Origin of the sequence: Planktothrix tepida PCC 9214 (genome assembly GCF_900009145.1) — a bacterium.
Classification (GTDB): domain Bacteria; phylum Cyanobacteriota; class Cyanobacteriia; order Cyanobacteriales; family Microcoleaceae; genus Planktothrix; species Planktothrix tepida.
Window position 1 is genome coordinate 1075216 of sequence record NZ_LN889782.1, and the last position, 26151, is coordinate 1101366.

The following is a 26151-nucleotide window of genomic DNA, read 5'->3' on the forward strand; positions in this document are numbered from 1 at the left end:
GTTAATTCAACAAAGATAAAAGGGAGTTAAAATCCTTTGATAAAATTTAAAAGGGTTTCTACATCAAGAGGCTTGGGGTTTAAATAGGGATTGTTCAGAGATTCTGAACTTTCCGAAGAGCCAGAATCTCTGACTAAACTTCTGCCAAAATAAGAATGACTATGCAAGATTAAATGTTGATGGCTAGAACTTTTGAGAAGGGTGCGTGTGGGATAGAGAAAGAAAGGCGTTGAGAATTCAATTTTGGGATCTAATCTAATATCGCTTAAAAGGCGAATTTGTTGAGCCATTTCCACCCCCAATTGTACAATCCGATTGGATAACTGTACAGGAAGTTGGCTACAGGTTTCTGGAGTTAACTGTTTAATTGCGGCTTCAATTGCCTTTTGGGTTGCATCCGCATCCTGAAACGGCAAAATAGCCACATAAGCCACGCTTAACAGTTGTTCATTCGATTCAATTTTGAATGAAATCACCGTTCGTCGTGAGTTAACTTCCAGGGTCGGAGGTTGATTGAATAATGAGGATTGTTGTTGAAGATAATGATAAATTTTAGCTAAAATTGTATGGTCTTCAAATCCTAATCGGGTATCAACGCTAATTTCAACCGTGGGAAAGGTAGCATTAAAAAATTTATTCGCTTCTTTAGGGCTAAAGGTTTGAATATGGCTACTATCTCCGAGGGGACTTAAATCAATCCAATCACAGGTAATTTCCTCTGCTTTTAAGTCAAAACGAGAGACTCCATAAAGTTTAGATCCCGTTAAGGAAGAACCCGTGAAATCAGCACCCGTACAATCAGCATTAATTAAATTGGCTTGGGTTAAATCGGCATGAATTAAAACCGCATTCATCAGGTTTGCCCCTGTTAAATTCGCTCCACATAAACTTGCCCCACTTAACCGAGCTTGCTCTAAATTTGCCCCACTTAAATTAGCACCATTGAGATCAGCCCAGCGTAGATTTGCCCCTCGGAGATCAGCCCCACTTAAATTAGCTTTATAGAGGTTAATTTGTCTCAATTCACCATTGCTTAAATTAACACCTCTGAAATCTGCTTTAGTCGCACAAGCTCGATGTAAACTTGCCCGTTCTAAATTACAACCAATGAAAACCGCATCGGTTAAATTGGCGCCATTCAAATTGACTTGTTCGAGGTTGGCTTGTCGCAGAGTGGCTTCTCGCAAATCGGCTTCACTGAGATTTGCTCCCATCAATACAGCGTAGCTAAGATCAGAACGCATCAGTTCAGCCCGAATCAGAGAGGCATTAATCAGGGATGCTTCTCGAAGATCAGCCCGAATCAGGTTGGCAACATTGAGAATGGCATCATCCAAGGTGGCGCGATTTAAATTAGCACCACTGAGACGGGCAACATTCAGTTTTGCCTGGTTCAGATTCACTTCTGATAGATTGGCGCCACTGAGATTAGTAATACTCAAAATGGCTTGGCTCAAGTTGGCTTGGCTAAGATTAGCTCGACTGAGATTGGCTTCACAAAGCAGAATCGCCCTAAAGTCTCTTGTGCCTGATTCATATTTGAGCAGAAGTTCATCGGCATCCATGCCTTCTAACTCTCCAGCTTTGTTAGGTAGATTTTATAAAATTATAACAAAATACGGTAGAATATATCTACCCATGAAAGGGTGAAAACGACTTGATAAATGTTAGTTCAAACCTGATATAATCCTTTTTATATTTAACTCAATAGCGAGGCTTTTAAGGATCAATTAAAGAACCTTTAACTTTTTTTGAAAATGCGGTTTTAGGGTAAATTTTAATGGATCGGTTTAGAACAATTTTTTTGTAATAATTAAATGGAGTATTGATTGATGAATATTGGTATTGTCGGATTGGGTTTAATTGGAGGATCTCTTGGTTTAGAGTTATATACCCATCGGCAACAAACCCAAGCACAAATCTCGAATAATCCTTCTGCTTCTCCCTCTCCATCCTATCGGATTTTGGGAATTAGTCTCGAACAAAAAATTTGTGATATTGCCGTTAAACGAGGAGTTGTTGATGAAGCCAGTGTTGATTTGTCCTTAATGAGTCAAGCTGACATCATTTTTATTTGTACACCCATTGCTGCTATTGCTCCGACAGTGGCAAAATTAATTCCCTATTTACAACCTCACACCATTTTAACGGATGTAGGTTCTGTTAAAAAACCGATTGTCGAAAATTGTTCAGCGTTATGGCCTAATTTTGTGGGCGGACATCCGATGGCAGGGAACACGCAAACCGGAATTAATGCGGCTCAACACCATCTATTTGTCAACAAACCTTATGTGATCACACCGACCGCTAACACACCCCTCGAATCTATTAAAATTGTAGAATCAATTGTGGATTTATTGCAAGCTAAAATTTATCATTGTCAACCGGAAGAACATGATCGGGCTGTGGCGTGGATTTCCCATCTCCCTGTCATCGTTAGTGGTAGTTTAATCGCTTCCTTAAGACAGGAAGATAACCCCGATGTCGCCTTGTTAGCTCATTATTTTGCTAGTTCGGGATTTCGAGATACCAGCCGCGTTGGTGGGGGGAATCCTGAACTGGGATTAATGATGGCAAAATATAATCGGGATGCTTTATTACGTTCTCTACAATCCTATCGTCAAACCTTAGATAAAATTACCACTTATATTGAACAAGAAGACTGGCAAACCTTAGAAAAACAATTACATCAAAATCATTCTGATCGTCTAAAATTTAATCTCTAACCCGTAGTAAGCCCTTCAGGGCTTTCTAATTTCCCTCTCAAGAATGATGATTAACAATCAAATTCCATAACGTTTGCGGTAACTGCATCAAATAATCGAATAACTCCTGGGGGCCAATTCCAAACACAAGCTGTAATATTAATACAATAGCCGCGATCGCAACAGCCGTACTAATACTCGCTTTTAAAACCTGAACCGCCCAAGTAAAAACCAACCAAGCCACTAACAATGAAGCCAATAAAATAATTAATTCAATGGTCATAATTCGTAATTCGTAATTCCTAATTCGTAATTCTTAAGCAATACTACCCCGTTTCCTCGCTTCCTTATAGGAAATTCCCACATTTCTTAATCCAGCTTTAATCATTTGCTGTTCTAACATTGCAAAAAATCGGCTGCGATCGCCTCCTTTAACAACCGCTTGATTATGGGCTTCAGCTAACACCACTGGATACCCATATCCCTTTTGAACCTGGGCGATTACCATTCCTAATGCTAACTCTAATTGTTCGGAATTTTCAACCACCCAAGCCGGAACTTCCAAACGAGCAATTTCCATCCCGACATTGACATAACAAAAATAGATTTGATGATGGTCATATAAATCCAAAATTGAGGAATTAGACCGCCAAAACGGACTGCGTTGACCGGGTTTTAATTGGGATTCCCATAATACTGTATCGCGCAAGGGATCACACACTTGACAAGGTGCTTTTTTCTCCGTTCCCGTTGCACTCATTCCCCCCGTACCTGGACAATATTTTAAACAATTAGGTTCTTCAAAGGTACAAGCTTGTAATCGTAAAAAAGATAAACTTTCACTACTTCGAGAGGCACTCACATAACCCATTAATGGAATATTGGCTAATCTTAACTGTTCCCAAGATTGTAAAATCGGTTGTAAAATTAAATCTCGTGCTTCTGAAGGTAATTGTTCTAAAAACCAATAAACTAAGGAACCATCCACTAACGCTAAAGTAGGAATATTTAACTGTTGATTGGGAGATATTTCTAATAATTGCTGTCCTGATTCTGCTAAAATGATTGCTTCGGAAACAGACCGACGATAGCCCATCCATTCTTCCGTTTTAATTCCCCATTGACGGGATAAATATAAATCTTCAGGACGATAATAAATTTCAGGAACACTATCTAAAATCGGGTGGCGACTTTGACCATAATGTAAAATTACCCGTCCCACATTAATTAAATAACAATAGGCAATTTCATGGGCACTGGGAGCAATTTGAGAACCATCCGTTGCGAATACCGTATGAGCTAAAGGAGGTTCAACAATATAGGGATAATGATTTAAAGGTTCTAAGGGAGTCGCGGGTTTAAAGATAATCCTCTGTTTAAATTCTTCATGTTTTTGCATTAAATTATCGGAATTTAATTTCGCTTGTTCCATCAAATTTAAAGCAATTTCAATTCGTTTTCGAGACGCTTCTGCTTCGCGATTAATATGTTGACTCATCCCTTGCATTTGTTGGGACAATTTGGTTAGATCTAACATTATGTTTTATTGGTAATTCCGGTATTAAGTTTAAGCTTCCCCCGTTGTTGGGTTTCAGTCTCAACTATTGGGCTATATTCCGCAACAACGAGGGGGTTTATTAATACCAGTTTAACAGATAAACGGATAGAATATTATTGGAGGGCGATCGCAATTCCTATTCCAACTACAAATAAAATAATCCACACAAAGCCTTCCCCCTCATCGGATATAGACCGATTAACCCATCTTTCCCTTTTACACCGTAAGCAGTAGTAGTGGTCGGGTTTCTGTGTATCTCTGACCCAAGGACAATACATTTCCTCTTATGAACAGGAGTTAATTCAGGATAATGTTAATATTGAGGCGTTAACTCATGCTGAACCTGGACACAAAGGAATTTGGCAACAAGTTTATCATTGGTTACACGATAAAAAATTTCCTCGATGGCAATTTAATCAACTTTGGCAACAGTTTAAACAGCAGGAAACCCCGCAACTCGACTGGATTAAATTTGCACCAACAGTCCGAGGAATGTATTGGGAAGAACCCGTAAACTCGACCCCGACTATTCCTTGTGATCTCCCTTTGAGAATGGAGTTAAACCTAAATTATCCCCAGTCTTATTTATTATTGTTAAATAGAGGATTAAATACTCGGTTTTTGGTTTGTCCCTCTTTAGCTTTTGCACCCGATAATAAAATTGATCAACCTCCGATTTTATTACCACAAATGGGTTCAATAGCAACTCAAAAAAATCGCTTTATTAAATTTGATGGAGAAGGCGTTGAGGAATATTTAGGAATTGTTTCAGAAAAACCGATTGAAATTGACGGGTTAACTCGCAACCCTAAACAACAATTTCCTATTTTAGAGGATGATATCTTAAATCAATTATGGCAACAGTTACAGCAACAACAAAATTGGCAAGTTTTTTATCAATCTTTTCAGGTGGTGAAACATCAACCCTAACTCAGAAACCGGGTTTCTTTCACAAAATTTGATTTCTCATTCCAGATCTGACTAGAAACCCGGTTTCTAATTCCCTCTCAAAACTTAACCTAACGCCAACAGAAACCGGGTTTCTTCCACAAAACTTGATTTCCTATTCCAGATTTGACTAGAAACCCGGTTTCTAATTCCCCTAACACACACTACAATATTATTAACCCAGAGGAGCATCCCATGAACGAAGAACGCCTCGCCGCTTACCGTGATTTAATTCAGCTATTAATTGATTGTCCCAACGGAGAGGAGGAAACAATTCTCCAAGACCATGCTGAATTAGTGGATATGGGGTTATGCTTAACGATGAAGAGGGTAGCAGAAACCCTAACGGAAAACGGACAGGAACAAACCGCCCAATGGTTGTTAAACTTCGCAGAACAATTAATGATGCTGTTATCCTCTCCATCCCCTGACAATGAGCAATTTAATCAATATTCTCCTCAAGATTATTATACCTTAATTCTAAGATTATTGCAAGCAGAAGATGAAGATAATATTGAACAATTAAATACCCTGCTTGCCGATAACCGTCATCTCCTCAACCCACAATTTGCGGAAGTCTTAAAAGTTGTCGCTGCGGGATATATTGAAGAACAGCCAGAAGCAATAGAAACAATATTAGCATTAGTCGAAAATATCAGTATTAGAATTAACGAATTTCCTCTGGGAAACCCTAGATATATTCAAAAAATTGCCACTGCGGGATATGAGTTTGTCTTGGGTTATCGTCAGGAAGAATCTGAATTAGGGGCGCAAACTAATAATAATCTGGGGAATGCCTATTTAAGACTAGCAGCAATAGAAAATACCCAAGAGAATTTAAAAGCAGCCATCGCTTGTTATCAACTGGCTTTAATTGTTCGTCAACAACAGACCTACCCCCAACAATGGGCAATGACAAATAATAATCTGGGGACTGCCTATTCTGACCTAGCAGCAATAGAAAATACCCAAGAGAATTTAAAAGCAGCCATCGCTTGTTATCACCAGGCTTTAATTGTTCGTCAACAACAGACCTACCCCCAACAATGGGCAACGACTAATAATAATCTGGGGACTGCCTATTCAGACCTAGCAGCAATAGAAAATACCCAAGAGAATTTAAAAGCAGCTATCGCTTGCTATCACAAGGCTTTAATAGTTTATCAACAACAGACCTACCCCCAACAATGGGCAACGACTAATAATAATCTGGGGACTGCCTATTCAGACCTAGCAGCAATAGAAAATACCCAAGAGAATTTAAAAGCAGCTATCGCTTGCTATCACAAGGCTTTAATAGTTTATCAACAACAGACATACCCCCAACGATGGGCAACGATAAATAATAATCTGGGGAGTGCCTATTTAAGACTAGCAGCAATAGAAAATACCGAGGAGAATTTAAAAGCAGCCATCGCTTGTTATCAACTGGCTTTAATTGTTTATCAACAACAGACCTACCCCCAAGATTGGGCAATGACTAATAATAATCTGGGGAGTGCCTATTCAGACCTAGCAGCAATAGAAAATACCCAAGAGAATTTAAAAGCAGCCATCGCTTGTTATCACCAGGCTTTAATTGTTCGTCAACAACAGACCTACCCCCAACAATGGGCAACGACTAATAATAATCTGGGGACTGCCTATTCAGACCTAGCAGCAATAGAAAATACCCAAGAGAATTTAAAAGCAGCCATCGCTTGTTATCAACAGGCTTTAATAGTTTATCAACAACAGACCTACCCCCAAGATTGGGCAATGACTAATAATAATCTGGGGACTGCCTATTTAAGACTAGCAGCAATAGAAAATACCCAAGAGAATTTAAAAGCAGCCATCGCTTGTTATCAACAGGCTTTAATTGTTTATCAACAACAGACCTACNCATAAATAACGTCAACTAACAAAAAGCCAAACCCCTTATTCTGAAGGACTTACAGCGTTTATCATTTGAACTTTAATTATGACCACGTACTTACTTTCGTTTTTTCCTGCCTACCTACTGATGCAAAGCATGAACAGGGAACAGGAAATACATCGTTGCGAGATAGTTTAATAACTTAACAGTGTTTTAAATGTAGGACACATTGCCATGATTATAACTGGTAAAACTTTATTTGACAAGAGAGATTTTTGCGGATTTTTTCTTCCGTATAAATACGGAGCTATAGCAAGTCTAAATCGGTTGTAATAACCTCTATGACTCAAACCCTGACCGTAGGGGCAATTCATGAATTGCCCCTACGGTAAATCAAATAGGATTGCTATATATATAAATGCAATATTTTGCAGCATTGATCATGTTTTCATATCGTTTTTTGATTTTGAGCGGTTTAATTCTCAGTCCTCTGGCGACCTTTTTTAGTTCTCAATTAGCAGCCTTTGCGGGTACAGACACGACAACTATTAATATTAGTGGTACTGTTCCCTCAGTGGTTCAGATTTCCTCACCAACAACCATGCCTGTTAGTAATAACTTGCCTTTAGGTAATCTCGGTCAACAGGTTATTAAAGTTGCTGAACTTCAAATTATAACCAATAATCCTAATTCTCCGGGTGTCACAATAAATGCAAGTTCAACGAATAGTGGTGCTTTATCATCAGCTAATGGCAATAGCTCTATTCCATATCTAATTACAGTCACTGATCACCTGACTCAACCCAATAATTTTGATAATATTAATAATTTCAGTTCCCCTCAAACGACAGGCTTTAACGCCGAGGGTGTAAAGACAGTAGATTTATATATTCGGTTCAATCAAGCAACTATACCCAACCAAGGTAACTATTCTGATGTGATCACCTTGACAGTATCCGATAATTAATCAAGATCTGTTCATCAGCATTACTTCCCCAAATGGTTTGACTTTAGATATAATCAATCATACTTTATTCCAACTGTATTTGCTCATCATTAAATTATGAAACGTTCACTTCGACATTTTTTGAGTTTTATTTTCTTGATCATATTAAGTGGGATTTCCCCCGCATTAGCTTTTAAATTAGAACCAATTTCTAGGGTATTTGAACCAGCAGGAGCAGGGGCTACCCAATCTTATGAAGTTATTAATGATACTGCCGAACAAATCGCCGTTGAACTGTCAATGGCCGAGCGAAAAATCAGCTTAGAAGGTCAAGAAACCACCGAAAGTGCTGATGATGATTTTTTAGTTTATCCATCCCAAATCGTATTACCACCCCAAGGAGTACAATCAGTACGGGTGACATGGTTAGGTAATCCCAACCCAGAAAAAGAACTAGCTTATCGTATTATTGCCGAACAATTACCGATTAATCTCAAACAGCCAGAAGAGTCACAAGCCGAAACAACATCAGGCGCTATTAAAGTCATGTTTCGTTATATAGGATCAGTGTATATTCGTCCTAAAAATGCCCAATCAAAAGTTGTCCTGAATGGCATCACTCACGAAAAAGGAACTGATGGAAATGATCGGTTAGTGATTACCTTTGAGAATCAAGGAACGCGGCGTGCTGTCTTATCAGAATTAAATTTAAACTTAACCAGTCAAGGCAGTCAATTAACCTTAAAACCAGAACAATTAGAAGGAGTAAATAATGGAGTGATTTTAGCGGGAAATCAACGACGGTTTTCTATGCCTTGGCCCCAACAATTGCCCATCGGTGAAGTCACAGGAACATTTACATTTAAAGATGTGGATTGACACTCGCCGAGCTAAGAGGGTTGGGAGACCCAACCCTACGGGTTTTGATCACCCATTATTGAGACTTGCTAGAGCAAAACTGGTTTCTCAATGAAACTAAAACTTAAGCTTAATAATTTTAAATTATTGTTATTTTTTAGCTTGACTTTAATTCTATGTAATTCTTCACCAACTTTAGGGCAAGATTCACCTTCTCCATCTCCTACTTTAGCTCCTGAAACTCAAAACCCAGACCCGACATTTGAGGATATTTTTGGCAAGCCGCGTAACCAAGCACAGAAAGTTATCGTACCCTTTTTTATTGATGGACAACAAAGAGGACAGGTATTACTAAACCTGGGAAATATACCCGGAGTGCAGATTCAAGCCGCACCTTTATTAGCAGAAACAGAAAAGGTGATTCGTCCAGATACCCAAACAAAACTAACCAATGCAGTTGATGTTGAAGGAAATCTCAACTTAGAAATTTTACGACAAAATGGCTTAGAAGCAACCTTTGATCAGTCTAAATTAGAACTACAAATTCAAGTTCCACCGACTCAAAGACGCACCAATGTTGCCAGTTTAAACGAACGCAGATTACCCCGTGGTACTGAAAATGCAATACGTCCTAGCACATTAAGTGGTTATGTTAATTTTCGTGCGGATCAAGACTATATTTGGCAGGGTTCAGAACAAAGTCAAATCGGACGCCAACCCCTTCGTTTTGGTTTAGATGGTGCTTTGAATTATAAAAATTGGGTGTTTGAGGGACGCAGCGATTTTACTGAAGGTCGAACACCTGCTTTTATCCGAGGAGATTTACGACTGGTTCGGGATGCACCGGATCAAGCTTTACGGTATGTGATCGGCGATCTTTCCATTCCGGTCACAGGTTATCAAAATAGTCAATCTCAAATCGGAATTTCTGTCGCTAGAAATTTTAGTTTACAACCCCATCGGGTCACTCGACCGATTAGTCAATATGAATTTTTCTTAGAAAGTGATTCGAGAGTGGATGTATTAGTAAATGGTCGATTAGAACGAACGTTAGAGTTATCCGCCGGACGGCAAGATATTCGTGATTTGCCTTTGGGTGCTGGAATAAATGATGTAGAATTAGTGATTACAGATAATGTCGGTCGGGTACAAAGACTGAATTTTTATCATCCAGTTGCAGCCGATTTATTAGCACCCGGAGTTCAACAATTTGCCTATAGTTTGGGTTTTCCAACCTCCGATAGTTCAGGCGATCGCAACTATGATTTTACCGAACCGATTGTAACTTTATCCCATCGTTTAGGAGTTACGAATCGCTTAACCGCAGGTAGTTATTTACAAGCTAATTTTGATCAGCAAATTATCGGTTTAGAAGGAAGTTGGGCAACTCGTTACGGGAATTTGGGCTGGGATATGGCCCTCAGTCACGAGATCGAATTAGGCATTGATTATGCAGCGCGGTTGCGTTATGAATATTCACCAGTGGGTGCGAAGAATCCGTCTCAACGTTCCTTTCAATTAACCGTAGAAACCAGAGGAGAAAATTTTAGTCGAGTTGGAGAAGATAACCCCAATAATGATTTTTTTTACGATATTACGGCAAATTATAGTCAACAATTATTCTGGAAGATCCGAGGAAATCTCAGTGCTCGATATGAATTCGGGCGAGATACTCCTAATACTTATAGCCTCAGCTTAGGTCTTTCTAAAACCGTCCGAAATGGCTTGAATATTAGGTTAAACCTCAGTCAAAATCGTGATCAAACCGGTTTTGAGCAACAACGTGCTTTTATCAATTTATCCTGGTCAATTCCCAAAATTCGTCAATCAATACAAGTTTCATCAGATGTTAATAATAATGGACAATATAAGAATAGTTTAAACTGGAGTTATAACCCCTTACGAACTATTGGAAGACCCAGAATGTCCCTGGGTTTAACTCAAAATGACCGAGGTTATAATTTGACCGGACGGTTATCTTATACCGGCTATTACTTCAATTGGGATTTATCAAATGATGCAGTTTTTACCGTCGATGGAGATGGTGGGATCTCAAATACCAGTAAACTTAGTTTGGCTACCGCCTTGGTGTTTGCAGATGGTCACTTTGGTTGGTCACGTCCGATTAATGATAGTTTTGCTTTAGTCATTCCCAAAGATAGTGTTAGAGATCAAGAAATTGTGATTAATCCCAGTATCAATGGCGATACAGCCCGCATTAATCATTTTGGGTTTGCTGTTGTTCCTAATTTAAGTCCTTATAATCTTTCTACTTTAATTATTGATGCTCCAAATTTACCTGTAGGAATGGATTTGGGGAATCGCGCTATCACAATTTTACCCACCTATCGCAGTGGAACATTAGTCGAAGTTGGAACAGATGCAACGGTATTTTTACGAGGGATATTATTAAATGCTAACGGTGAACCGGTTTCGTTACAATCAGGACAAATTGTTTCTATTTCTGATAGTAATTTTCCGGTAGTAACTTTGTTTACAAATCGATCAGGTAGATTTGCCACTGCTGGATTAAAACCAGGTCGCTATCAAATTAAATTATTTAGCAACCCTCCAGCAGAAATGGAGTTTGAAATCCCCGCAAATGCAACCGGAATATATGATACCGGGACGCTTCAATTTCCTTAATCATTAATATAGCAATCCCAAATAGATTGTAATAATTTAAAACTGATATGAAACAGCCAGAAGTATTATCCCTGTTCCCAGTTAAGCTGNATTGTCCCTACCGTCAAGATTTTGGTCATCGAGGGAATTACAACCGATTTAGACTTATATGAAATCCTTAAATGTTGGCTACGCATCAGTCCCCTGTAGAGAGGTTGCATGCAACCTCTCTACAGATAATTACAGATAATTAGAGAGCGCGTGAAGCCGTAAAAATTGCCCATTTCAAGAGTGCCGCTTCCCAATTCGTAATTCGTAATTCCCCATTGCCTTTTGTAGCATTTTTTTCAGGATTTCATATTACTATAGGATTGCTATAGCAAGTCTAAATCGGTTGTAATAACCTCTATGACTCAAACCCTGACCGTAGGGGCAATTCATGAATTGCCCCTACGGTNGCAACCCAGAGTCAGGAATTATTAAACCAGTTAAAGGAATCTAACCAAACCCGCATTAATGATTTAATTAAAAATCCCCTGCGGTTAGCGTTATTATGTCGAACTTGGAAACGGGGGCAAAAATTACCGGAAACCCAAGCCGGACTTTATCAACGGTTGGTGAAGGGTCATTATCAATGGAAGGATGAACAGAAACCATTTCAAATTCCCTTCGAGGTGCAAGAATGTCTCCATCAACAGTTAGGAGAGTTAGCGAAAACAGCGATAAACCGTGAACAATTTCGGTTTCGTTTAGAGGAAAAATTTGTTGAACAGTATTTAGGAAAACCGCAACGGGAAAATTCTCTATTTGATTGGGCGTTAAAATTAGGATGGTTAAATCGGGTGGGGTTAGCATCCGTTGAGGAAAAGGATTCAGACCAAGCGGTTTATGCCTTTTTCCATCCTACGTTTCAGGAATATTTTGCAGCTTTAGCGATTAACGATTGGGATTATTTTTTACCTCGAAATCATGTCAATTGTCCGGTGGAGAGGAAAGAGTATCGCATTTTTCAACCCCAATGGAAACAGGTGATTTTATTATGGTTGGGGCGGGATGATGTGGAAGCAGGGGAGAAAGAAGAATTTATAAAAGCATTAGTAGAATTAAGAGATAGCTGTCAAGATTTTTATGGGTATCGTGCCTATTTTTTGGCTGCTGCGGGAATTAATGAGTTTAAAGAATGTAGTTTATCAGATGCAATTGTAGAACAGATTGTTAAATGGGGGTTTGGTTGTTTTGATATTAAAGAGCAAACATGGGTAAAATTTCTTGCTCCGATTGCAGAAGGTGCAAGAACAATATTATCAGAGACAATTAGAGAAAAAGTGATTGCTAATTTAATTAGAGTTTTAGAAACTACTGAGGATAAATATAATCACATTTGGGTTGCCGAGAGTTTAGGGGAAATTGCCGTTGGGAATGAGTTAGCAATAGGGTCGTTAATTCGGGTTTTAGAAACTACTGAGGATACAGATACTCGCAGGAAGGTTGCCGATACTTTAGGGGGAATTGCCGTTGGGAATGAGTTAGCAATACAGGCATTAATTCAGGTTTTAGAAACTACTGAGGATGAACATACTCGCAGGGAGGTTGCCGATACTTTAGGGGGAATTGCCGTTAGAAATGAGTTAGCAATACAGGTATTAATTCGGGTTTTAGAAACTACTGAGGATACATATACTCGCAGGGAGGTTGCCAATAATTTAGGGAAAATTGACGTTGGAAATGAGTTAGCAATAGGGTCGTTAATTCGGGTATTAGAAACCACTGAGAATGAAGATACTCGCAGGAAATTTGCCAATACTTTAAAGGGAATTGCCGTTGGGAATGAGTTAGCAATACAGGTATTAATTCGGGTATTAGAAACCACTGAGAATGAAGATACTCGCAGGTGGGTTGCCAATATTTTAGGGGAAATTGCTGTTGGAAATGAGTTAGCGGTAGGAGCGTTAATTCAAGTATTACAAACCACTGAGGATGAATCTACTTGTGAAGTGATTGCCTATAGTTTAGGGGAAATTGCCGTTAGAAATGAGTTAGCAATAGGGGTGTTGACTCAGGTCTTAGAAACCACTGAGAATAAATGGGTTCGCTCGTGGGTTGCTCATACTTTAGGGAAAATTGACCCTGGAAATGAGCTAGCAATAGGGACATTCATTCAGGTCTTAGAAACTGCTAGGAATCAAATACTTTGCAATGAAGTTGCCCGGATGATAGGGGAAATTGCCGTTGGAAATGAGTTAGCAATACGGGAGTTAATTCGGATCTTAGAAACCACTGAGAATGAAGATATTGGCAGTAGAGTCGCTGAGATTTTAGGGGAAATATGCCCTGAAAATGAGTTAGCAATAGGAGCAATAATTCGGTTCTTAGAAACTATTGAGGATCAATTTTGTCGCAGTTTGGTTGCCTGTACTTTAGGAAAAATTGATCCTGGAAATGAGTTAGCAATACAGGCGTTTCTTGGGATTTTAGAAACCCCTGAAAATAAAGATTATTGCAAGAATGTTGCCGCCGAAAGTTTAGGGAGAATTGCTGTTGGAAATGAGTTAGCAATAGAAACTTTAATTCGGGTCTTAGAAACTACTAAGTCTAAAGATACTCGTCAAAGTGTTTCCGAGAATTTAGGAAAGATCATCAAAACACAAAAACAATATACAGATGTGGTTTTTACCCTCAAACATAACCTAACTGATGAAGTTTACGAGAATAATTTTAATCTCTATAAACATTGCTATAGCCTCCTTTGGCAATGCGCCCAAAATTTACCTTATCCCAAATTTTATCAAGTATGGCATCACAACACCCTGACCCCCCATCCTGAAATTACCAATAATACCCCCGTTGGCAATACCCCAACCGTGCGACAATTAGAACAACAATTCACCGATATTTGTACCCAACTTCCCCACCTCCCCCTCCACTGTATCAACATCAATAAACTACTAACCCTCAACACCAAAAACGAATTTATCCAAGCATTTTGTAACCGTCTTTATCAAAAACTTTTACCCGATGGAACTCCCCCCGAAGTGCAGACCCCCGCTAACCTAGAAACCAAAATTATCCACCTGAAACAGCAACTCCAAACCCCCCATCTGTTCATTCTANTATCAACAACAGACCTACCCCCAAGATTGGGCAATGACAACTAATAATCTGGGGACTGCCTATTCTCAACTCGCCTCAGAAGTTCAGGGGGAAGCACAACAAAACCTGTATGATCAGGCTGTTGATTGTTATCGACAAGCGTTAATAGTTTATCAACCCAAAACATTACCTCTAAACTGTGTAACAACAGGACGCAATTTCGGGAATTTAGGGTTTAAAATAGGCAACTGGGAATGGGGAGTGGAGGGCTATGAATGGGCGATGAAAGCCGTAGAAAATAGTCGCAGTCGGGCGCAAACCGATCAACAGCGTCAAGAGATTTTAGCCGCAGCCATTGGGGTTTATGCAAATGCGATTCAATGTTATATTAATTTGGGGAATTATCAACAGGCATTATTGACCGCAGAGCGATCGCGGTGTCGGCAGTTAGCGGATTTATTTGCGAGTAAGGATCTCTATCCCAATGCGGAAGTTCCCCCGGAATTGGTGGCGGAATATAATGCTTTGAAACAACGGATGAATCAGTTACAGCAAACACCCCCAGCGAATACGCCGGAAAATCCCTCAAAAACTGGTCAACTCTCCCCAGAAACTTTAGTAGAAATTGAACAATTAGAAACGGAAAGAAAACAGCGTTGGCGAGAAATTCGCAGTCATGATCCGGTATTAGCGGGTCAAATAGAAGTCGATGTGATTCAGTTAGCAGAAATTCAGCAGTTAATTCAGGATGATGTCACGGCTATTGTTAGTTTTTATAGTACCAATGATCAAACGTTTGCGTTTGTGTTGCGGCGGAGTGACCTAACCCCCCTAACCCCCCTTCCCTGCGAGGGAATGGGGGAACAATCTAACTCCCCTCTCCTCGCAGGAGAGGGGTCGGGGGAGAGGTCTTACTCCCCTCGCCTCGCAGGAGAGGGGTCGGGGGAGAGGTCTTACTCCCTAACCCTCCACACCTGCGACGGTCAAGGATACGAAACCCTGCAATATTGGATATTTGAAAATTGGTTAAAACCTTATGTTGAAAACAAGAGTCAATGGCGGCAAAATATGGGGAAATTTCTCACCGAACTTGCCGAAAGATTGCAAATTAATCAATTAATTGATAACCATTTACAGGGAATAGAAGAATTAATTATTATTCCCCATTTGTCTCTCCATCAAATGCCCTTTGCAGCTTTACCGTTGAATCTCAATCCTATTATTCCCAGTGGCGAAACCCAAACCGCAAAAACTCGTCAAATGGGCTTTAGTGAGCCGATTTCTAGCAGTTATACCGAGTCAGAAAACAATACAGAATTACCGGAATATTTAAGCGATCGCTTTCGGTTAAGAGTGGTTCCCAGTTGTCAAATCTTAAAATATTGTAGCGATCGCAATCTAGTTCCCAAACCCCATCAATTAGGAATTGTGGAAAATGCTACCGGAGATTTATTCTATACAGAAAAAGAATGTCAAGAGTTAGCAAAACGTTATCAAGTTCCTGAAGAATATCATCTCAAAAAGGAACAAGCTACTCCAGATAATTATATCAAATTAGCGAAAAAAGTGCAACGGTTACATTCCAGTCATCACGCCAATGCAGACTTAAATCATCCCGAAAATTGTAAATTAGTTTTAGCGAATAAAGCCGAACTAAATTTAGCCACAATTTTTACCCTACGGTTTCCAGAGTTATCAGATTTATTTTTATCCTGTTGCGAAACTAATTTAACCTTAACTCCCATTACCGATGAACCCCTATCCTTAGCCGCAGGTTTTCTATCAGCAGGGGCGCGAAATGTTGTGAGTACATTATGGGCGGTGGAAGATCAAGCGACATCGGTATTTACTATTTTATATTATCAATATCTCGACGAAGGAAAAACCCGCCCAGAAGCGTTAAGATTAGCACAATTTGATTTAAGAAGTTGTCAAAGTCTGGAAGGATTAAAAAATTCAATCTCAGAAAAATCTTCAGAGCGCTTAGGAGAAAAAGTAAATGCCCCTAAAAATAGTTCTGAGGTAAAATATCCCTATGCGAGTCCCTACTATTGGGCGGGTTTTCTTTCCCAAGGTTTAGCTTAATCAGTTGTTAAGCGGTTAAGCATCTAAAGTAGAGACGCGCCATGGCACGTCTCTACAGCCCGAACTTAAAAAGATTAATTTTTTAACCAATCTGAAAAATCCTGGCTAAATTGAGACAGAGATAATAAATTAATTCTTGGATATTCTAACGTAAAATCTCGTTCTTGTTGTAGATTATAGCCCCAATCTGCTAAAAACAATTGAACTGAGTTTAAATCGGGTTGTTGTTGCACCGCAAATAAGGTTTGTAACCGATCTTCAATAAACCAAATATTAGGAGTCGGTTGAATTGTTGTTAATAATTCCCGTAATATTTGCGCTTTCGGACGTTTATAACCTTTACCAAAAATTCGACCTTCGGGAATTGTAACCCCTTGTTGTTGAAGAAGCGATCGCACAAATCGCTCCTCCTTTGTTGTAATAATATAAACCAAAAAAGACTGCTCAATTAGGGGTTTAATTCGTTCTATCACACCCGGATAAAATCGATGTAATCCTAACCAACCGGATAAATCCTGATTAATCCATTGATCTCGAACTCCATCCAAATGAGGGCCAATCACCTCCGCTTTTAATTGTTCTTCCGTAACAATATGATGAACAATTCTTGACCAATTCTGTAAAATATCAGATTCCGAAATCCCTAAAACCAAAGCTCGAATTAAAATCGGCATTTCCCAACCAATTTCAATCACAGGGCGAGTTCGATAGAAAATGGGGGCTAATGCTTCCGGTGAAATCCCATCAGGAGGCGACCACAGTTGACAATAGCTGCGCCATGCGGTTTCAAAATATTCTAACAGTCCATCACAAACAACCCCGTCAAAATCAAGTGCGAGTAAAGTCGGTTTATCGTTTATCATAAAATTTTAATTTTAGATTTGGGAATCAACTCAACTTATATTAAATCAACGCTGTTTTCTTCCTCTAAAATTTGTCATTGAGGAGCGATCGTGGTACAAGCCTTACAACTCGAAACTGAATCCTTCCTGAACCCTCCAATGGCTCCCTATCAGCTTGATGCTGACTTAATGAGGGTAGCGAAACATCTCTATTATGCCTATGTAGAAGTTCATGCTCAACGAATGCGACGACCCTTGGGAGTGGCAATCAACCCTAGCAATTATCGCAGTTGCTTATTATTTTCGGGTCAACCCATTTTACTACCAGGGGAATATTTTATTCCTTTTGAACGCATTGAAGCTGATTTGTTTTAGCTCCCGAAGTTAGGAGTCAGGATTTAACATGGGTATTATACTGAGTTTACCTGCCTATTTAATTGTGTTTGCGTTTGGAGCATCCATCGGCAGTTTTCTCAACGTGGTCATCTATCGAATTCCCGCCGGGTTATCCATACTGCATCCTCCCTCTCGCTGTCCCCGATGTCTAACGCGGTTGAGTCCCTCAGAAAATATTCCCGTGTTTGGTTGGTTGTGGCTTCAGGGACGTTGTAAACATTGCCATACCCCCATTTCCATCCGCTATCCCCTCGTAGAAGCCACCACAGGACTCTTATTTTTATTAATATTTTTAATCTCCCCAAACTTCACCCAAACGGTGGGCTATTGGGTTTTATTTAGTTGGTTAATTGCTCTATCGTTGATTGATTTAGATACCTACACGCTGCCCAATGTGCTCACCCAGTCGGGGTTAATATTAGGGTTAGGATTTCAACTCACCCAAGCCTTAACAACACCCTCACCCCTGAGTAATGGCTTGATGGTGGGAATTTTAGGGGCTGTTCTAGGAATATGGCTCTTTGATATTATTTCCTTTGTCGGAACCCTCGTTATGGGACAAACCGCTATGGGGGCTGGAGATAGTAAACTCGCCGCCATGATGGGAGCTTGGTTAGGGTGGAAATATTTACTCGTGGCTGGATTTATCGCCTGCGGTTTAGGCGCTATTGTCGGTGGAGGAGCCATCGCCCTTAAATTAATCAATCGTCGTCAACCTATCCCCTTCGGCCCCTTTCTAGCCCTCGCTACCGCTATCACAGCCCTCTGGGGACAAACCCTGTTATCAGCCTACCTCAGTTTATTTTTTCCTCTATGAAGGGGAGCAGGGGGAGCGGGGGAGAAGGGATGACTGATGACTGATAACTGATAACTGATAACTGATTTCTATGCCTTGGATTACGATTAAAACAACAGCCCTGCGATGGGAAGCGGATCTCATGCAGCAAGTCTTAGAAGCTCAGGATATTCCCACGCGGATGATTGACTTGGGGGTGTGTTCTTCCCTGGGAATGGGTAGCCCCATAGGATTACAAGTTTTAGCAGAACATCAATGGGCAGCCTTGTTGTTATTAAGTCCTATTGAGGAAGAATTAGAATCTGTAGATTAACGTGATTGATTTGATGTAGATCGTTCTATTATAGTAAAGATTTAAAATTTAATCCTGGGGCCTACGGGAATCCCCCAATTTCCAAACGCCTCATTTTTTAAATTAGAAACTGAAAGGTCAAAACAATCTTTAATGTCTCTATTTGATTGGTTCGCAAATCGGCGCAAATCATTACCGAGCAGTCCTGAACCCCAGGAACGGGAAATTGCTGATGGGTTATGGGTTAAGTGCGAACAGTGCAATGCTTTAACGTATGCCAAAGACCTACAAGCCAATAATATGGTTTGTTTGGAATGTAGTCACCATTTCCAAGTGCATAGCGATGAACGCATTCAGCAACTGATTGATCCGAATACCTGGATGCCCCTAGATGCTGAAATGTGTGCCGTTGATCCCCTGAAATTCCGCGATCGCAAATCCTATAGTGATCGACTGCGGGAAACACGGGAAAAAACCGGGTTATCCGATGCGGTACAAACGGGGGTTGGGTTACTAGATGGAGAAACCGTTGCCCTCGGCGTTATGGATTTCCGGTTTATGGGTGGGAGTATGGGCTCTGTGGTAGGAGAAAAACTCACCCGCCTGATTGAACACGGTACCAGAGAACGCTATCCCGTGATCATTATCTGTGCATCGGGTGGGGCACGGATGCAGGAAGGAATGTTGAGCTTGATGCAAATGGCTAAAATCTCGGCTGCGTTGCATCGACATCAAGACTCCCGACTCCTGTATATTCCGGTTCTCACCCATCCGACCACCGGCGGGGTGACGGCGAGTTTTGCCATGTTAGGGGACATGATTTTAGCCGAACCTAAAGCCACCATTGGTTTTGCGGGAAGACGAGTCATCGAACAAACCCTGCGGGAAAAGTTACCCGATGACTTCCAAACCTCGGAATACTTATTGTCTTATGGGTTTGTCGATGCAATTGTTCCCCGGACTCAACTGAAGAAAACTCTGGCTCAACTGATTCGTCTGCATCGCCCTCCCCAAAATACTGGCTCTTTTTCCCACTGTCCAGAAGTTAAAACCTTCACCTCTGCCCATCCTGAAGTAGACCTATCCCATGAAATCTCACCGTCGAAGTCTGTATAAGATTTTGACGAGGATTCATTCAGGCGAGGAAAAAGGGTGGGGGTTGTAGGATAGGCAGGAACAAATGCTCAACAGTCAACACCCAGAAAGGAAAATTGGCTGTTTTCAGAGATACCAAAGGTTCCTATAATTTTTGATCAAGACCTGTCAGCAACTAGACTCATGGGTTTTGCAGACCTGTCAATTACAGAAATAGCAGAGGATTACAATCTCCCAGTTGAGGCTGTACTCAAGCTGTGCGATCAGTTGGGCATTTCATATCAACATCCTCAAACCCGCTTGGCGCTTGAGGATGCTAAAGCTTTGATGTCCTACATCAGAACTTTAAGCCAGTCGTCCGAGTTCACCGAGTTTGATCAACCTTAATCAGGTATGGAAACTAGCATCTGTGAAATTATATTTCGCAGACGCTCAAAAAAGGTAAATAACAATAGACGATTGACAAATAATGATCAGCCCATGACCGGGATCAGGTACATTGAACATCTGAACCGAAACTGAACTGACTTCTGAAGAGCGGATAAAGCCAAGACGGTATTAAGCCTTCAATAACTAACTTAGCTATAAGGAGAACCATGCTCAAAAGATACTTTTGGCTGGCAGTAGCCACTGTATTTTTCACCTTTCAACTGTTTGTCAACCAGGCCAATGCAGTAGAATTGACCAAAGAACTTCGGACTTTACCTCTGAATGACCAAGGCCAAACCGTTGTCCTCACTGAAAAGCAACTGAGCAAAGGTAAAAGCGTATTCAATAAGGCTTGTGCCTCATGTCATGCTTTGGGAATGACCAAGACAAATCCTGATATTAACCTCAGTCCTGCAACCTTAGCCGGTGCGTCTCCCTCCCGCGATAATATTGAGGCTCTGATCGCATTTATTAAAAATCCCAAAACCTATGATGGGTTGGAGGAAATTTCAGAAACACATCCCAGCACCAAGAGTTCAGATATTTTCGTTGTCATGCGAAATCTGGAAGATGAGGATTTATACAATCTAGCTGGATATCTGTTATTAGAACCCAAAGTTCGCCCTGAACAGTGGGGTGGAGGAAAATACCTCCGCTAATATCAGTTAAAACCTCATAATTTTAGACTTTAGGTTTTAGGTTTTGGATGGTACAGGTGTTTGGATTTTTCCTCCTCAGCGTTGAGAAACCCACACAGAATCATCTTCAATCTAAGATCTAAAGTCTAAAATTTTAGAAGGATGTTGAACTCAACAGAGGAAATACATTATTCATGGGATATTCTAAGCTTTTTGTGCATTTTTTATTGACTATTCTGATTTTAGGGATGAGCTTATTTAGCTGGAGTTTACCTACCCAAGCCACCTCAATTGATCCCTTTATTCGGCGTTATTTTGAAGTGCGTCAACCTGTTGAAATTCCGGTGGATGGAAAAGGTAATACTCGTCAATGCCGTGATAATCTTAATAATTTAGTTGCTTATTTTAGAAATCCTGTTAGTTATGATGGTACAGATTATAACTATTGTTGACACTCCTCGCGAAAAAATCAACAAACGCCTTCTTTTTGACCTTGAATAAACGGATGGGTAGTCTCTTGTTCGTTTTATACTCAACAAAAAACTACCCAGAATTAATTATAAATTCAGAAATTAGAGTAATAAAACTCTAATTATTTTGTTAACACAATTTGACCCGTCATTCCTGCGCCACGGTGGGGTTCACAGTAGTAGGAATAAACGCCAGCAGGCATATCATCGGTGAAAGAAATTTCAAAGGATTCACCCGGACTGAACAGGGATTTCTTATGAGAAAGCTTTTCAGCAACGGCAGCATCAGGAGATTTGGCTTTATCAAAAACCATGTTATGGGGAGGAAGTTTGTTATTGACAAACTTAATAGTGTCGCCCGGTTTTACGGTTAATTTGCTAGGAACAAATTGTAACATTCCGCTATCAGCACCCATTTTAACTGAATAGGTTTCTGCGGAGGCTGAAGAAGCACCGAAAACAAATGTGCTAATCATCAAAAAGGCCACAGATAAAACTAAAGCGACCCGCTTGGACACTGAAACAATCCGATTCATAACTTGCCTCTAGAAAATATAACTTTCTAAGCTCTCTGGAACATCTTACCACGAACTATGACAATCTGTCGTATTAATGGATGACCTTGGCAAATGGGTAACACATCTGTCACAATTTTCAACAATCACAGTTCGTTCAATGTCCTATTCTCAAACATGGCCAAAAAGCAAAAATTCCCTTACCTGTTAGGCTCGAAATGGACATCAAATCAACAAACTTGGGGTTGGCGACATTTTCAAGTTGTTAACCGGAAAAATCAAGGGAAATGGGTCTTTGCTGAATTGGTGGCCTCTTGTGATCCCACGGTCAGATTTTGGTTAAATGCTCAACAACTTAAAGATCGTTCTCTCTGGCAACCGGGATGGCAATCTACACAAGAACTTGAAGAGATTGAATGACTCTACAACATTAACAATCCTGAACTTTAGCTCTCCTCTTGTTAAGATTCTCTCATGAATGCTCCCCACCTTCAAGCGACCCTGGAACTGTTGCAACAAGCAACCCAACAGCTACAATATTTATTACAGAATCCGGTTTCACAAGATCAAAACCGAGACATGATCCAGGAAATTGAAACCCAATTAACTCAAGCTTTAATCACGTTAAAGACAACGGTTAATCCGCCTAATTTGGATCATATTCCTCCTCAGCTTTTACAACAAGTTCAAGCTTTGGGACTCCCTATAGAAAGCCTTGATATTCAGTTGGCTTTATCCAGCCATCATTTGAGTCAAATTATCGCAATTGTAACGGAAATTCAAAATAAATCTGAACAAATTAGAAACAGACGAGATTATTTTTTAGATCGTCTTCCTCAAATGCCCATTGAGAAATTAGGCCCTAGAGTTCCCCTGGTCACTGCCAAGGATTTTCTTCCTGATTATGAACCTTTACCGAAAGATCAGCGAGAACAATTAAGGGTGAAATATAATATTGATAAATTAATCCAAAAACGACAACAATCTCGATCTTCCTTGTTTGAAAAAATTAAACAAGCTGAATCGTTGATTGATTCCCAAGCTAAACCTTTAGAAAATTCGCCAGAATTTGAGGAAGATTTACCCTTTTAATTAGGAATTAAAGATGTTTTTTTATTATTAAGGTTTTGAATTAAATAAAAGTTTTCTAATATTATCTAATATTTTTGGGATTTTAGATAAAACTTAAGTTTCAGAATCACAAATTTTTCAATTCAAGGTTACAATGGAATTCTATACCCTATTTTTCTAAAGGAGTGATAAAATGTCTCAACCCGGTGCTAAACATCCCTCAACTCCCGATGAATCTTCTCAGTCGGGTGACGCTTTAGAAATTGTTAGTATTGGGATTAATGAATCTCAAGCTGAAACTTCAAATCAAGAAGGTTTATCTCAAGATAAACTCCATCAAGTTACTGATCAAATTAACGCGGATTTCCAAGAAAATAAAGATCCAAACTGGCGAGTTGAAACTAATTGGGATGAAACTAAGGTTAAAGTGAATTTAGATTAAAAAAACTTAGGAAATGCGATCGCCATCAGAAACCGGGTTTCTTAATAGATATTTATGAATGCAAGCAGTCTTAATCAGAAACCCGGTTTCTTGAGAAACCGAGTTTCTTAATAGATATTTATGAATGCAAGTCGGTTTAATCAGAAACCCGGTTTCTTGAATTAAACTAAACTTCCTTCAGCAACTTTAACTACATTTCCCCCGACTTCAACTTGAATTAAATCTCCTATTTTTTGAGATTTTAATAACAGTAAAGAAGGACGATCAATTTCATATCCTTGTTCAACTTGAATATTAACGAGATCGGAACCAAAATAAGCATAATGGGAAAGATATCCGGCTAAACACCCATTAGCACTTCCCGTTGCTGGATCTTCAGGAACTCCTAAAGCTGGTGCAAACATTCTAGCACAAATCTGATTATTGGGGTGATAAGTTTCGGGACAAAACATAAAAATTTCTTTCGTCGTTGTGGTTTGAATAAACTCTGAATAGTGTTCAAAATTAACCTGCGCTTGTTTTAATGCAGATTGGGTTTTTAACGGAACAATAATAAAAGGAATACCCGTAGAAACCGCTTGAATAGGATAACGTTCATCAAAATCCGATCCTTGCAAATTTAATACAGATGCTAATACTTCCCGATCATAAATTTGAGTCAATTCAGGAGGATTTTGTCGCATCCATAGAATTTGTTTTCCCGTTTCTGAGGTTTTCCACCTCACCGGAATTTGACCCACAGCTAAATTTAAAATCACTTGTTCAACGGAGGTTTTAATGATATCCTGTTGAATAATATAAGCCGTTCCTAACGTGGGATGACCTGCAAAGGGTAATTCTCGTTTAGGGGTAAAAATTCGCACCGGATAACCGCCATTTTCAGGTTCAGAAGCAGTAATAAAGGTTGTTTCTGAATAATTCATTTCTTGGGCAATTTTGAGCATTTCTTCATCGGATAACGACTCAACTCCGTCACCCCAAATCACAGCTAATTGATTTCCGGTATATTTGATTTCCGCAAAAACATCAACAATGGAGAATTTTATAGAATCTATCATTTTTGTTACAAAGTTTAATCTTAATTTTTTTTACTGTTAACGGGGATGGGCGAGAAAACCTCGCCCCTACAGTTGATCACTGATTATCTTTCATTCCAGGTTTTTTCAGCATCTGCGATCGCTTGATCAACAGTTTTTTGATTTAACATTGCAGCTTGTAAATTATCATAAATAATTTTTTGCAACTGTTTAATATCTTTTTGAGGGGGAATTAAAACCTGGGCATTTTTAAGTTCTTGTGCACTCACTAAACGAGCTTGATCCGCCGTTGTTGGATTAGCAGGAAGAGTGGTAAAATAACTATCTTTAAGAGCATCCTGAATTGATGGTAAAACATTAGCCGCTTTAGCAAAAGCGAGTTGATTGGTACTATTAGTAACAAATAAAGCAAATTTGACAGCAGCTTCAGGAACATCTGTTGATTTCGGAATCACTAAATTCATCACCGCAACGGTGGTTTTTTTCGTATCTCCAGTAATTTGAGGCGCGGGAACAGAAACCTTAGCAACCGTTGGCGCATTTTGAGCAATTGCTTTTAAAAATTGTGGCCCTGATGTTAAGATAGCAATGTCTCCAGATTGATATAATTCAATAGCACGGCGATGTCCTTGAGTTAAAACTTCTTTGGGAAGTAGGTCTTTTTGATATAAATCAACCCAATATTGAAAAGCCGCTTTTCCTTGGGGAGTATTAAAGGCTGCTTTACCTTTATTATCAATTAATTCCGCTCCCATTTGAACGATAGATTGTAACACTTGAGCCGAATCTTCTGGAACAAAAGACACAAAAACCGCATATTTGCCTGTTTTTTCTTTGACTTTTTGGGCGACTTGTGCTAATTCTGAATAGGTTTTTGGCGGTTGAGAAATTCCCGCTTGTTGCAAGAGTTGTTGATTATAAATTGTAATTTGAGTTGTTAAATACCAAGGAATTCCAAAGGTTACGGTTTGACATTGATTATTCGGACAAACTTCTATTTTATTCGCTTGCCAAATATTCGGTAAATATTGAGATTGAACGCTTTCAGGAACGGTTTCATTGAGATTTAACCAAGCATTTCGTCCCGCTAATAAGGCGGCAAAATCAGGATTTAAGTTAATCACATCGGCGGCGGTTTTGGCAGCAACGGAGGCTAATACTTTACTTTCCATCGCAGACCAAGGAACATCTACCCATTTCACTTTTAACCCTGGATTTTCGGTTTCAAAATTAACAATGAGTTGATTAAAATAATCCGTAAATTGGGGTTGGAGTTGCATTGTCCAAAATTCAATTTCTGGCTGACGGTTTTGAGCAGTTGGGGAAGAGGTGGAGCAACTGACACCCCAGCTTAAAAATAAACCTAAAACGAATAACAAACCCAACCGTTTCCAAAATTTTAATTGTTTCATTTGATTTAAAAATTAACGAATCGAGGTGAATTTTATTCCCTCA

Annotated in this window: 24 protein-coding genes; 17 read left to right on the forward strand and 7 right to left on the reverse strand. The window is 39.6% G+C overall.

Going from position 1 to position 26151, the window contains the following annotated elements:
- Positions 1 to 26: 26 nt before the first annotated feature.
- Positions 27 to 1565, reverse strand: a complete 1539-nt coding sequence (locus PL9214_RS07655; protein WP_072718180.1) for a pentapeptide repeat-containing protein — start codon at positions 1563 to 1565, stop codon at positions 27 to 29.
- A gap of 267 nt (positions 1566 to 1832) precedes the next feature.
- On the opposite strand from PL9214_RS07655, the gene PL9214_RS07660 reads away from it, so the two are divergent.
- Positions 1833 to 2726, forward strand: a complete 894-nt coding sequence (locus tag PL9214_RS07660) for a prephenate/arogenate dehydrogenase (protein ID WP_072718181.1) — start codon at positions 1833 to 1835, stop codon at positions 2724 to 2726.
- Positions 2727 to 2763: 37 nt separating this feature from the next.
- Here the strand turns inward: PL9214_RS07660 and PL9214_RS07665 are convergent, their stop codons facing one another.
- The gene (locus PL9214_RS07665) at positions 2764 to 2988 is read right to left on the reverse strand and encodes a hypothetical protein (RefSeq protein ID WP_072718182.1); all 225 of its coding nucleotides are present in this window, start codon (positions 2986 to 2988) and stop codon (positions 2764 to 2766) included.
- A gap of 33 nt (positions 2989 to 3021) precedes the next feature.
- Entirely contained in the window at positions 3022 to 4242 is a 1221-nt protein-coding gene (locus PL9214_RS07670; RefSeq protein ID WP_072718183.1) for a DNA double-strand break repair nuclease NurA, read from the reverse strand.
- Positions 4243 to 4815: 573 nt separating this feature from the next.
- On the opposite strand from PL9214_RS07670, the gene PL9214_RS07675 reads away from it, so the two are divergent.
- The 6 genes from PL9214_RS07675 to PL9214_RS07705 all read left to right on the forward strand — a co-directional run bounded on the left by PL9214_RS07675 (position 4816) and on the right by PL9214_RS07705 (position 16673).
- Positions 4816 to 5193 carry a hypothetical protein gene (locus PL9214_RS07675; protein WP_139294994.1) on the forward strand — a complete coding sequence of 126 codons (378 nt, stop codon included), beginning with the start codon at positions 4816 to 4818 and terminating at the stop codon, positions 5191 to 5193.
- A gap of 2318 nt (positions 5194 to 7511) precedes the next feature.
- Positions 7512 to 8036: a spore coat protein U domain-containing protein gene (locus tag PL9214_RS07685; RefSeq protein ID WP_186440304.1), complete on the forward strand. Its 525-nt coding sequence runs from the start codon at positions 7512 to 7514 to the stop codon at positions 8034 to 8036.
- A 96-nt stretch (positions 8037 to 8132) separates the two neighbouring features.
- A complete protein-coding gene (locus PL9214_RS07690) occupies positions 8133 to 8894 on the forward strand; it encodes a fimbrial biogenesis chaperone (RefSeq protein ID WP_072718187.1) in 762 nt (253 codons plus the stop codon).
- Positions 8895 to 8984: 90 nt separating this feature from the next.
- On the forward strand, positions 8985 to 11519 hold the full coding sequence (locus PL9214_RS07695) for a fimbria/pilus outer membrane usher protein (RefSeq protein WP_072718188.1): 2535 nt from the start codon (positions 8985 to 8987) through the stop codon (positions 11517 to 11519).
- A gap of 1304 nt (positions 11520 to 12823) precedes the next feature.
- Positions 12824 to 14653, forward strand: coding sequence for a HEAT repeat domain-containing protein (locus PL9214_RS07700; protein WP_439331532.1), 1830 nt, complete (start codon positions 12824 to 12826; stop codon positions 14651 to 14653).
- Positions 14643 to 16673: a CHAT domain-containing protein gene (locus PL9214_RS07705; protein ID WP_072718190.1), complete on the forward strand. Its 2031-nt coding sequence runs from the start codon at positions 14643 to 14645 to the stop codon at positions 16671 to 16673. The genes PL9214_RS07700 and PL9214_RS07705 overlap by 11 nt, the downstream gene beginning before the upstream one ends.
- 74 nt (positions 16674 to 16747) lie before the next feature.
- Here PL9214_RS07705 and PL9214_RS07710 read toward each other — a convergent pair whose 3' ends face one another.
- Entirely contained in the window at positions 16748 to 17536 is a 789-nt protein-coding gene (locus PL9214_RS07710) for an HAD family hydrolase (RefSeq protein WP_186440305.1), read from the reverse strand.
- A 90-nt stretch (positions 17537 to 17626) separates the two neighbouring features.
- On the opposite strand from PL9214_RS07710, the gene PL9214_RS07715 reads away from it, so the two are divergent.
- The 7 genes from PL9214_RS07715 (at position 17627) to PL9214_RS07745 (ending at position 21613) form a co-directional block, all read left to right on the forward strand.
- On the forward strand, positions 17627 to 17890 hold the full coding sequence (locus PL9214_RS07715; protein WP_245824196.1) for a hypothetical protein: 264 nt from the start codon (positions 17627 to 17629) through the stop codon (positions 17888 to 17890).
- A 28-nt stretch (positions 17891 to 17918) separates the two neighbouring features.
- Positions 17919 to 18728 (forward strand): prepilin peptidase, encoded by an 810-nt coding sequence (locus tag PL9214_RS07720; RefSeq protein WP_072718191.1) that lies wholly within the window; start codon positions 17919 to 17921, stop codon positions 18726 to 18728.
- A gap of 70 nt (positions 18729 to 18798) precedes the next feature.
- On the forward strand, positions 18799 to 19020 hold the full coding sequence (locus PL9214_RS07725; RefSeq protein ID WP_186440306.1) for a hypothetical protein: 222 nt from the start codon (positions 18799 to 18801) through the stop codon (positions 19018 to 19020).
- A gap of 132 nt (positions 19021 to 19152) precedes the next feature.
- Positions 19153 to 20115 (forward strand): acetyl-CoA carboxylase, carboxyltransferase subunit beta, encoded by a 963-nt coding sequence (accD, locus tag PL9214_RS07730; RefSeq protein WP_072718193.1) that lies wholly within the window; start codon positions 19153 to 19155, stop codon positions 20113 to 20115.
- A gap of 162 nt (positions 20116 to 20277) precedes the next feature.
- Positions 20278 to 20481, forward strand: coding sequence for a translation initiation factor IF-2 (locus PL9214_RS07735; protein WP_072718194.1), 204 nt, complete (start codon positions 20278 to 20280; stop codon positions 20479 to 20481).
- A 209-nt stretch (positions 20482 to 20690) separates the two neighbouring features.
- Positions 20691 to 21182, forward strand: coding sequence for a photosystem II cytochrome c-550 (gene psbV, locus PL9214_RS07740; RefSeq protein WP_072718195.1), 492 nt, complete (start codon positions 20691 to 20693; stop codon positions 21180 to 21182).
- Positions 21183 to 21355: 173 nt separating this feature from the next.
- Positions 21356 to 21613, forward strand: coding sequence for a cytochrome c family protein (locus PL9214_RS07745; RefSeq protein WP_072718196.1), 258 nt, complete (start codon positions 21356 to 21358; stop codon positions 21611 to 21613).
- Between the two features lie 140 nt (positions 21614 to 21753).
- Here PL9214_RS07745 and petE read toward each other — a convergent pair whose 3' ends face one another.
- Positions 21754 to 22167 (reverse strand): plastocyanin, encoded by a 414-nt coding sequence (gene petE / locus PL9214_RS07750; protein WP_072718197.1) that lies wholly within the window; start codon positions 22165 to 22167, stop codon positions 21754 to 21756.
- Between the two features lie 156 nt (positions 22168 to 22323).
- Between petE and PL9214_RS07755 the strand changes: the two genes are divergently transcribed.
- The 3 genes from PL9214_RS07755 to PL9214_RS07765 all read left to right on the forward strand — a co-directional run bounded on the left by PL9214_RS07755 (position 22324) and on the right by PL9214_RS07765 (position 23659).
- On the forward strand, positions 22324 to 22566 hold the full coding sequence (locus PL9214_RS07755) for a TIGR02450 family Trp-rich protein (protein WP_072718198.1): 243 nt from the start codon (positions 22324 to 22326) through the stop codon (positions 22564 to 22566).
- Positions 22567 to 22620: 54 nt separating this feature from the next.
- Complete coding sequence (locus PL9214_RS07760) at positions 22621 to 23238, forward strand: hypothetical protein (RefSeq protein WP_072718199.1); 618 nt, start codon at positions 22621 to 22623, stop codon at positions 23236 to 23238.
- A 172-nt stretch (positions 23239 to 23410) separates the two neighbouring features.
- On the forward strand, positions 23411 to 23659 hold the full coding sequence (locus tag PL9214_RS07765; RefSeq protein ID WP_072718200.1) for a hypothetical protein: 249 nt from the start codon (positions 23411 to 23413) through the stop codon (positions 23657 to 23659).
- A gap of 161 nt (positions 23660 to 23820) precedes the next feature.
- Here the strand turns inward: PL9214_RS07765 and PL9214_RS07770 are convergent, their stop codons facing one another.
- Positions 23821 to 24705 (reverse strand): PhzF family phenazine biosynthesis protein, encoded by an 885-nt coding sequence (locus PL9214_RS07770; protein WP_072718711.1) that lies wholly within the window; start codon positions 24703 to 24705, stop codon positions 23821 to 23823.
- Between the two features lie 95 nt (positions 24706 to 24800).
- Positions 24801 to 26108, reverse strand: coding sequence for an ABC transporter substrate-binding protein (locus PL9214_RS07775; protein ID WP_072718201.1), 1308 nt, complete (start codon positions 26106 to 26108; stop codon positions 24801 to 24803).
- Between the last annotated feature and the right edge of the window lie 43 nt (positions 26109 to 26151).

Bases quoted from the DNA above. Each gene is read 5' to 3' on its own strand.
- PL9214_RS07655 (WP_072718180.1), bottom strand. From the start codon at position 1,565: ATGGATGCCGATGAACTTCTGCTCAAATATGAATCAGGCACAAGAGAC.
- PL9214_RS07660 (WP_072718181.1), top strand. From the start codon at position 1,833: ATGAATATTGGTATTGTCGGATTGGGTTTAATTGGAGGATCTCTTGGT.
- PL9214_RS07665 (WP_072718182.1), bottom strand. From the start codon at position 2,988: ATGACCATTGAATTAATTATTTTATTGGCTTCATTGTTAGTGGCTTGG.
- PL9214_RS07670 (WP_072718183.1), bottom strand. From the start codon at position 4,242: ATGTTAGATCTAACCAAATTGTCCCAACAAATGCAAGGGATGAGTCAA.
- PL9214_RS07675 (WP_139294994.1), top strand. From the start codon at position 4,816: ATGGAGTTAAACCTAAATTATCCCCAGTCTTATTTATTATTGTTAAAT.
- PL9214_RS07685 (WP_186440304.1), top strand. From the start codon at position 7,512: ATGTTTTCATATCGTTTTTTGATTTTGAGCGGTTTAATTCTCAGTCCT.
- PL9214_RS07690 (WP_072718187.1), top strand. From the start codon at position 8,133: ATGAAACGTTCACTTCGACATTTTTTGAGTTTTATTTTCTTGATCATA.
- PL9214_RS07695 (WP_072718188.1), top strand. From the start codon at position 8,985: ATGAAACTAAAACTTAAGCTTAATAATTTTAAATTATTGTTATTTTTT.
- PL9214_RS07705 (WP_072718190.1), top strand. From the start codon at position 14,643: ATGACAACTAATAATCTGGGGACTGCCTATTCTCAACTCGCCTCAGAA.
- PL9214_RS07710 (WP_186440305.1), bottom strand. From the start codon at position 17,536: ATGATAAACGATAAACCGACTTTACTCGCACTTGATTTTGACGGGGTT.
- PL9214_RS07720 (WP_072718191.1), top strand. From the start codon at position 17,919: ATGGGTATTATACTGAGTTTACCTGCCTATTTAATTGTGTTTGCGTTT.
- PL9214_RS07725 (WP_186440306.1), top strand. From the start codon at position 18,799: ATGCCTTGGATTACGATTAAAACAACAGCCCTGCGATGGGAAGCGGAT.
- accD (WP_072718193.1), top strand. From the start codon at position 19,153: ATGTCTCTATTTGATTGGTTCGCAAATCGGCGCAAATCATTACCGAGC.
- PL9214_RS07735 (WP_072718194.1), top strand. From the start codon at position 20,278: ATGGGTTTTGCAGACCTGTCAATTACAGAAATAGCAGAGGATTACAAT.
- psbV (WP_072718195.1), top strand. From the start codon at position 20,691: ATGCTCAAAAGATACTTTTGGCTGGCAGTAGCCACTGTATTTTTCACC.
- PL9214_RS07745 (WP_072718196.1), top strand. From the start codon at position 21,356: ATGGGATATTCTAAGCTTTTTGTGCATTTTTTATTGACTATTCTGATT.
- petE (WP_072718197.1), bottom strand. From the start codon at position 22,167: ATGAATCGGATTGTTTCAGTGTCCAAGCGGGTCGCTTTAGTTTTATCT.
- PL9214_RS07755 (WP_072718198.1), top strand. From the start codon at position 22,324: ATGGCCAAAAAGCAAAAATTCCCTTACCTGTTAGGCTCGAAATGGACA.
- PL9214_RS07760 (WP_072718199.1), top strand. From the start codon at position 22,621: ATGAATGCTCCCCACCTTCAAGCGACCCTGGAACTGTTGCAACAAGCA.
- PL9214_RS07765 (WP_072718200.1), top strand. From the start codon at position 23,411: ATGTCTCAACCCGGTGCTAAACATCCCTCAACTCCCGATGAATCTTCT.
- PL9214_RS07775 (WP_072718201.1), bottom strand. From the start codon at position 26,108: ATGAAACAATTAAAATTTTGGAAACGGTTGGGTTTGTTATTCGTTTTA.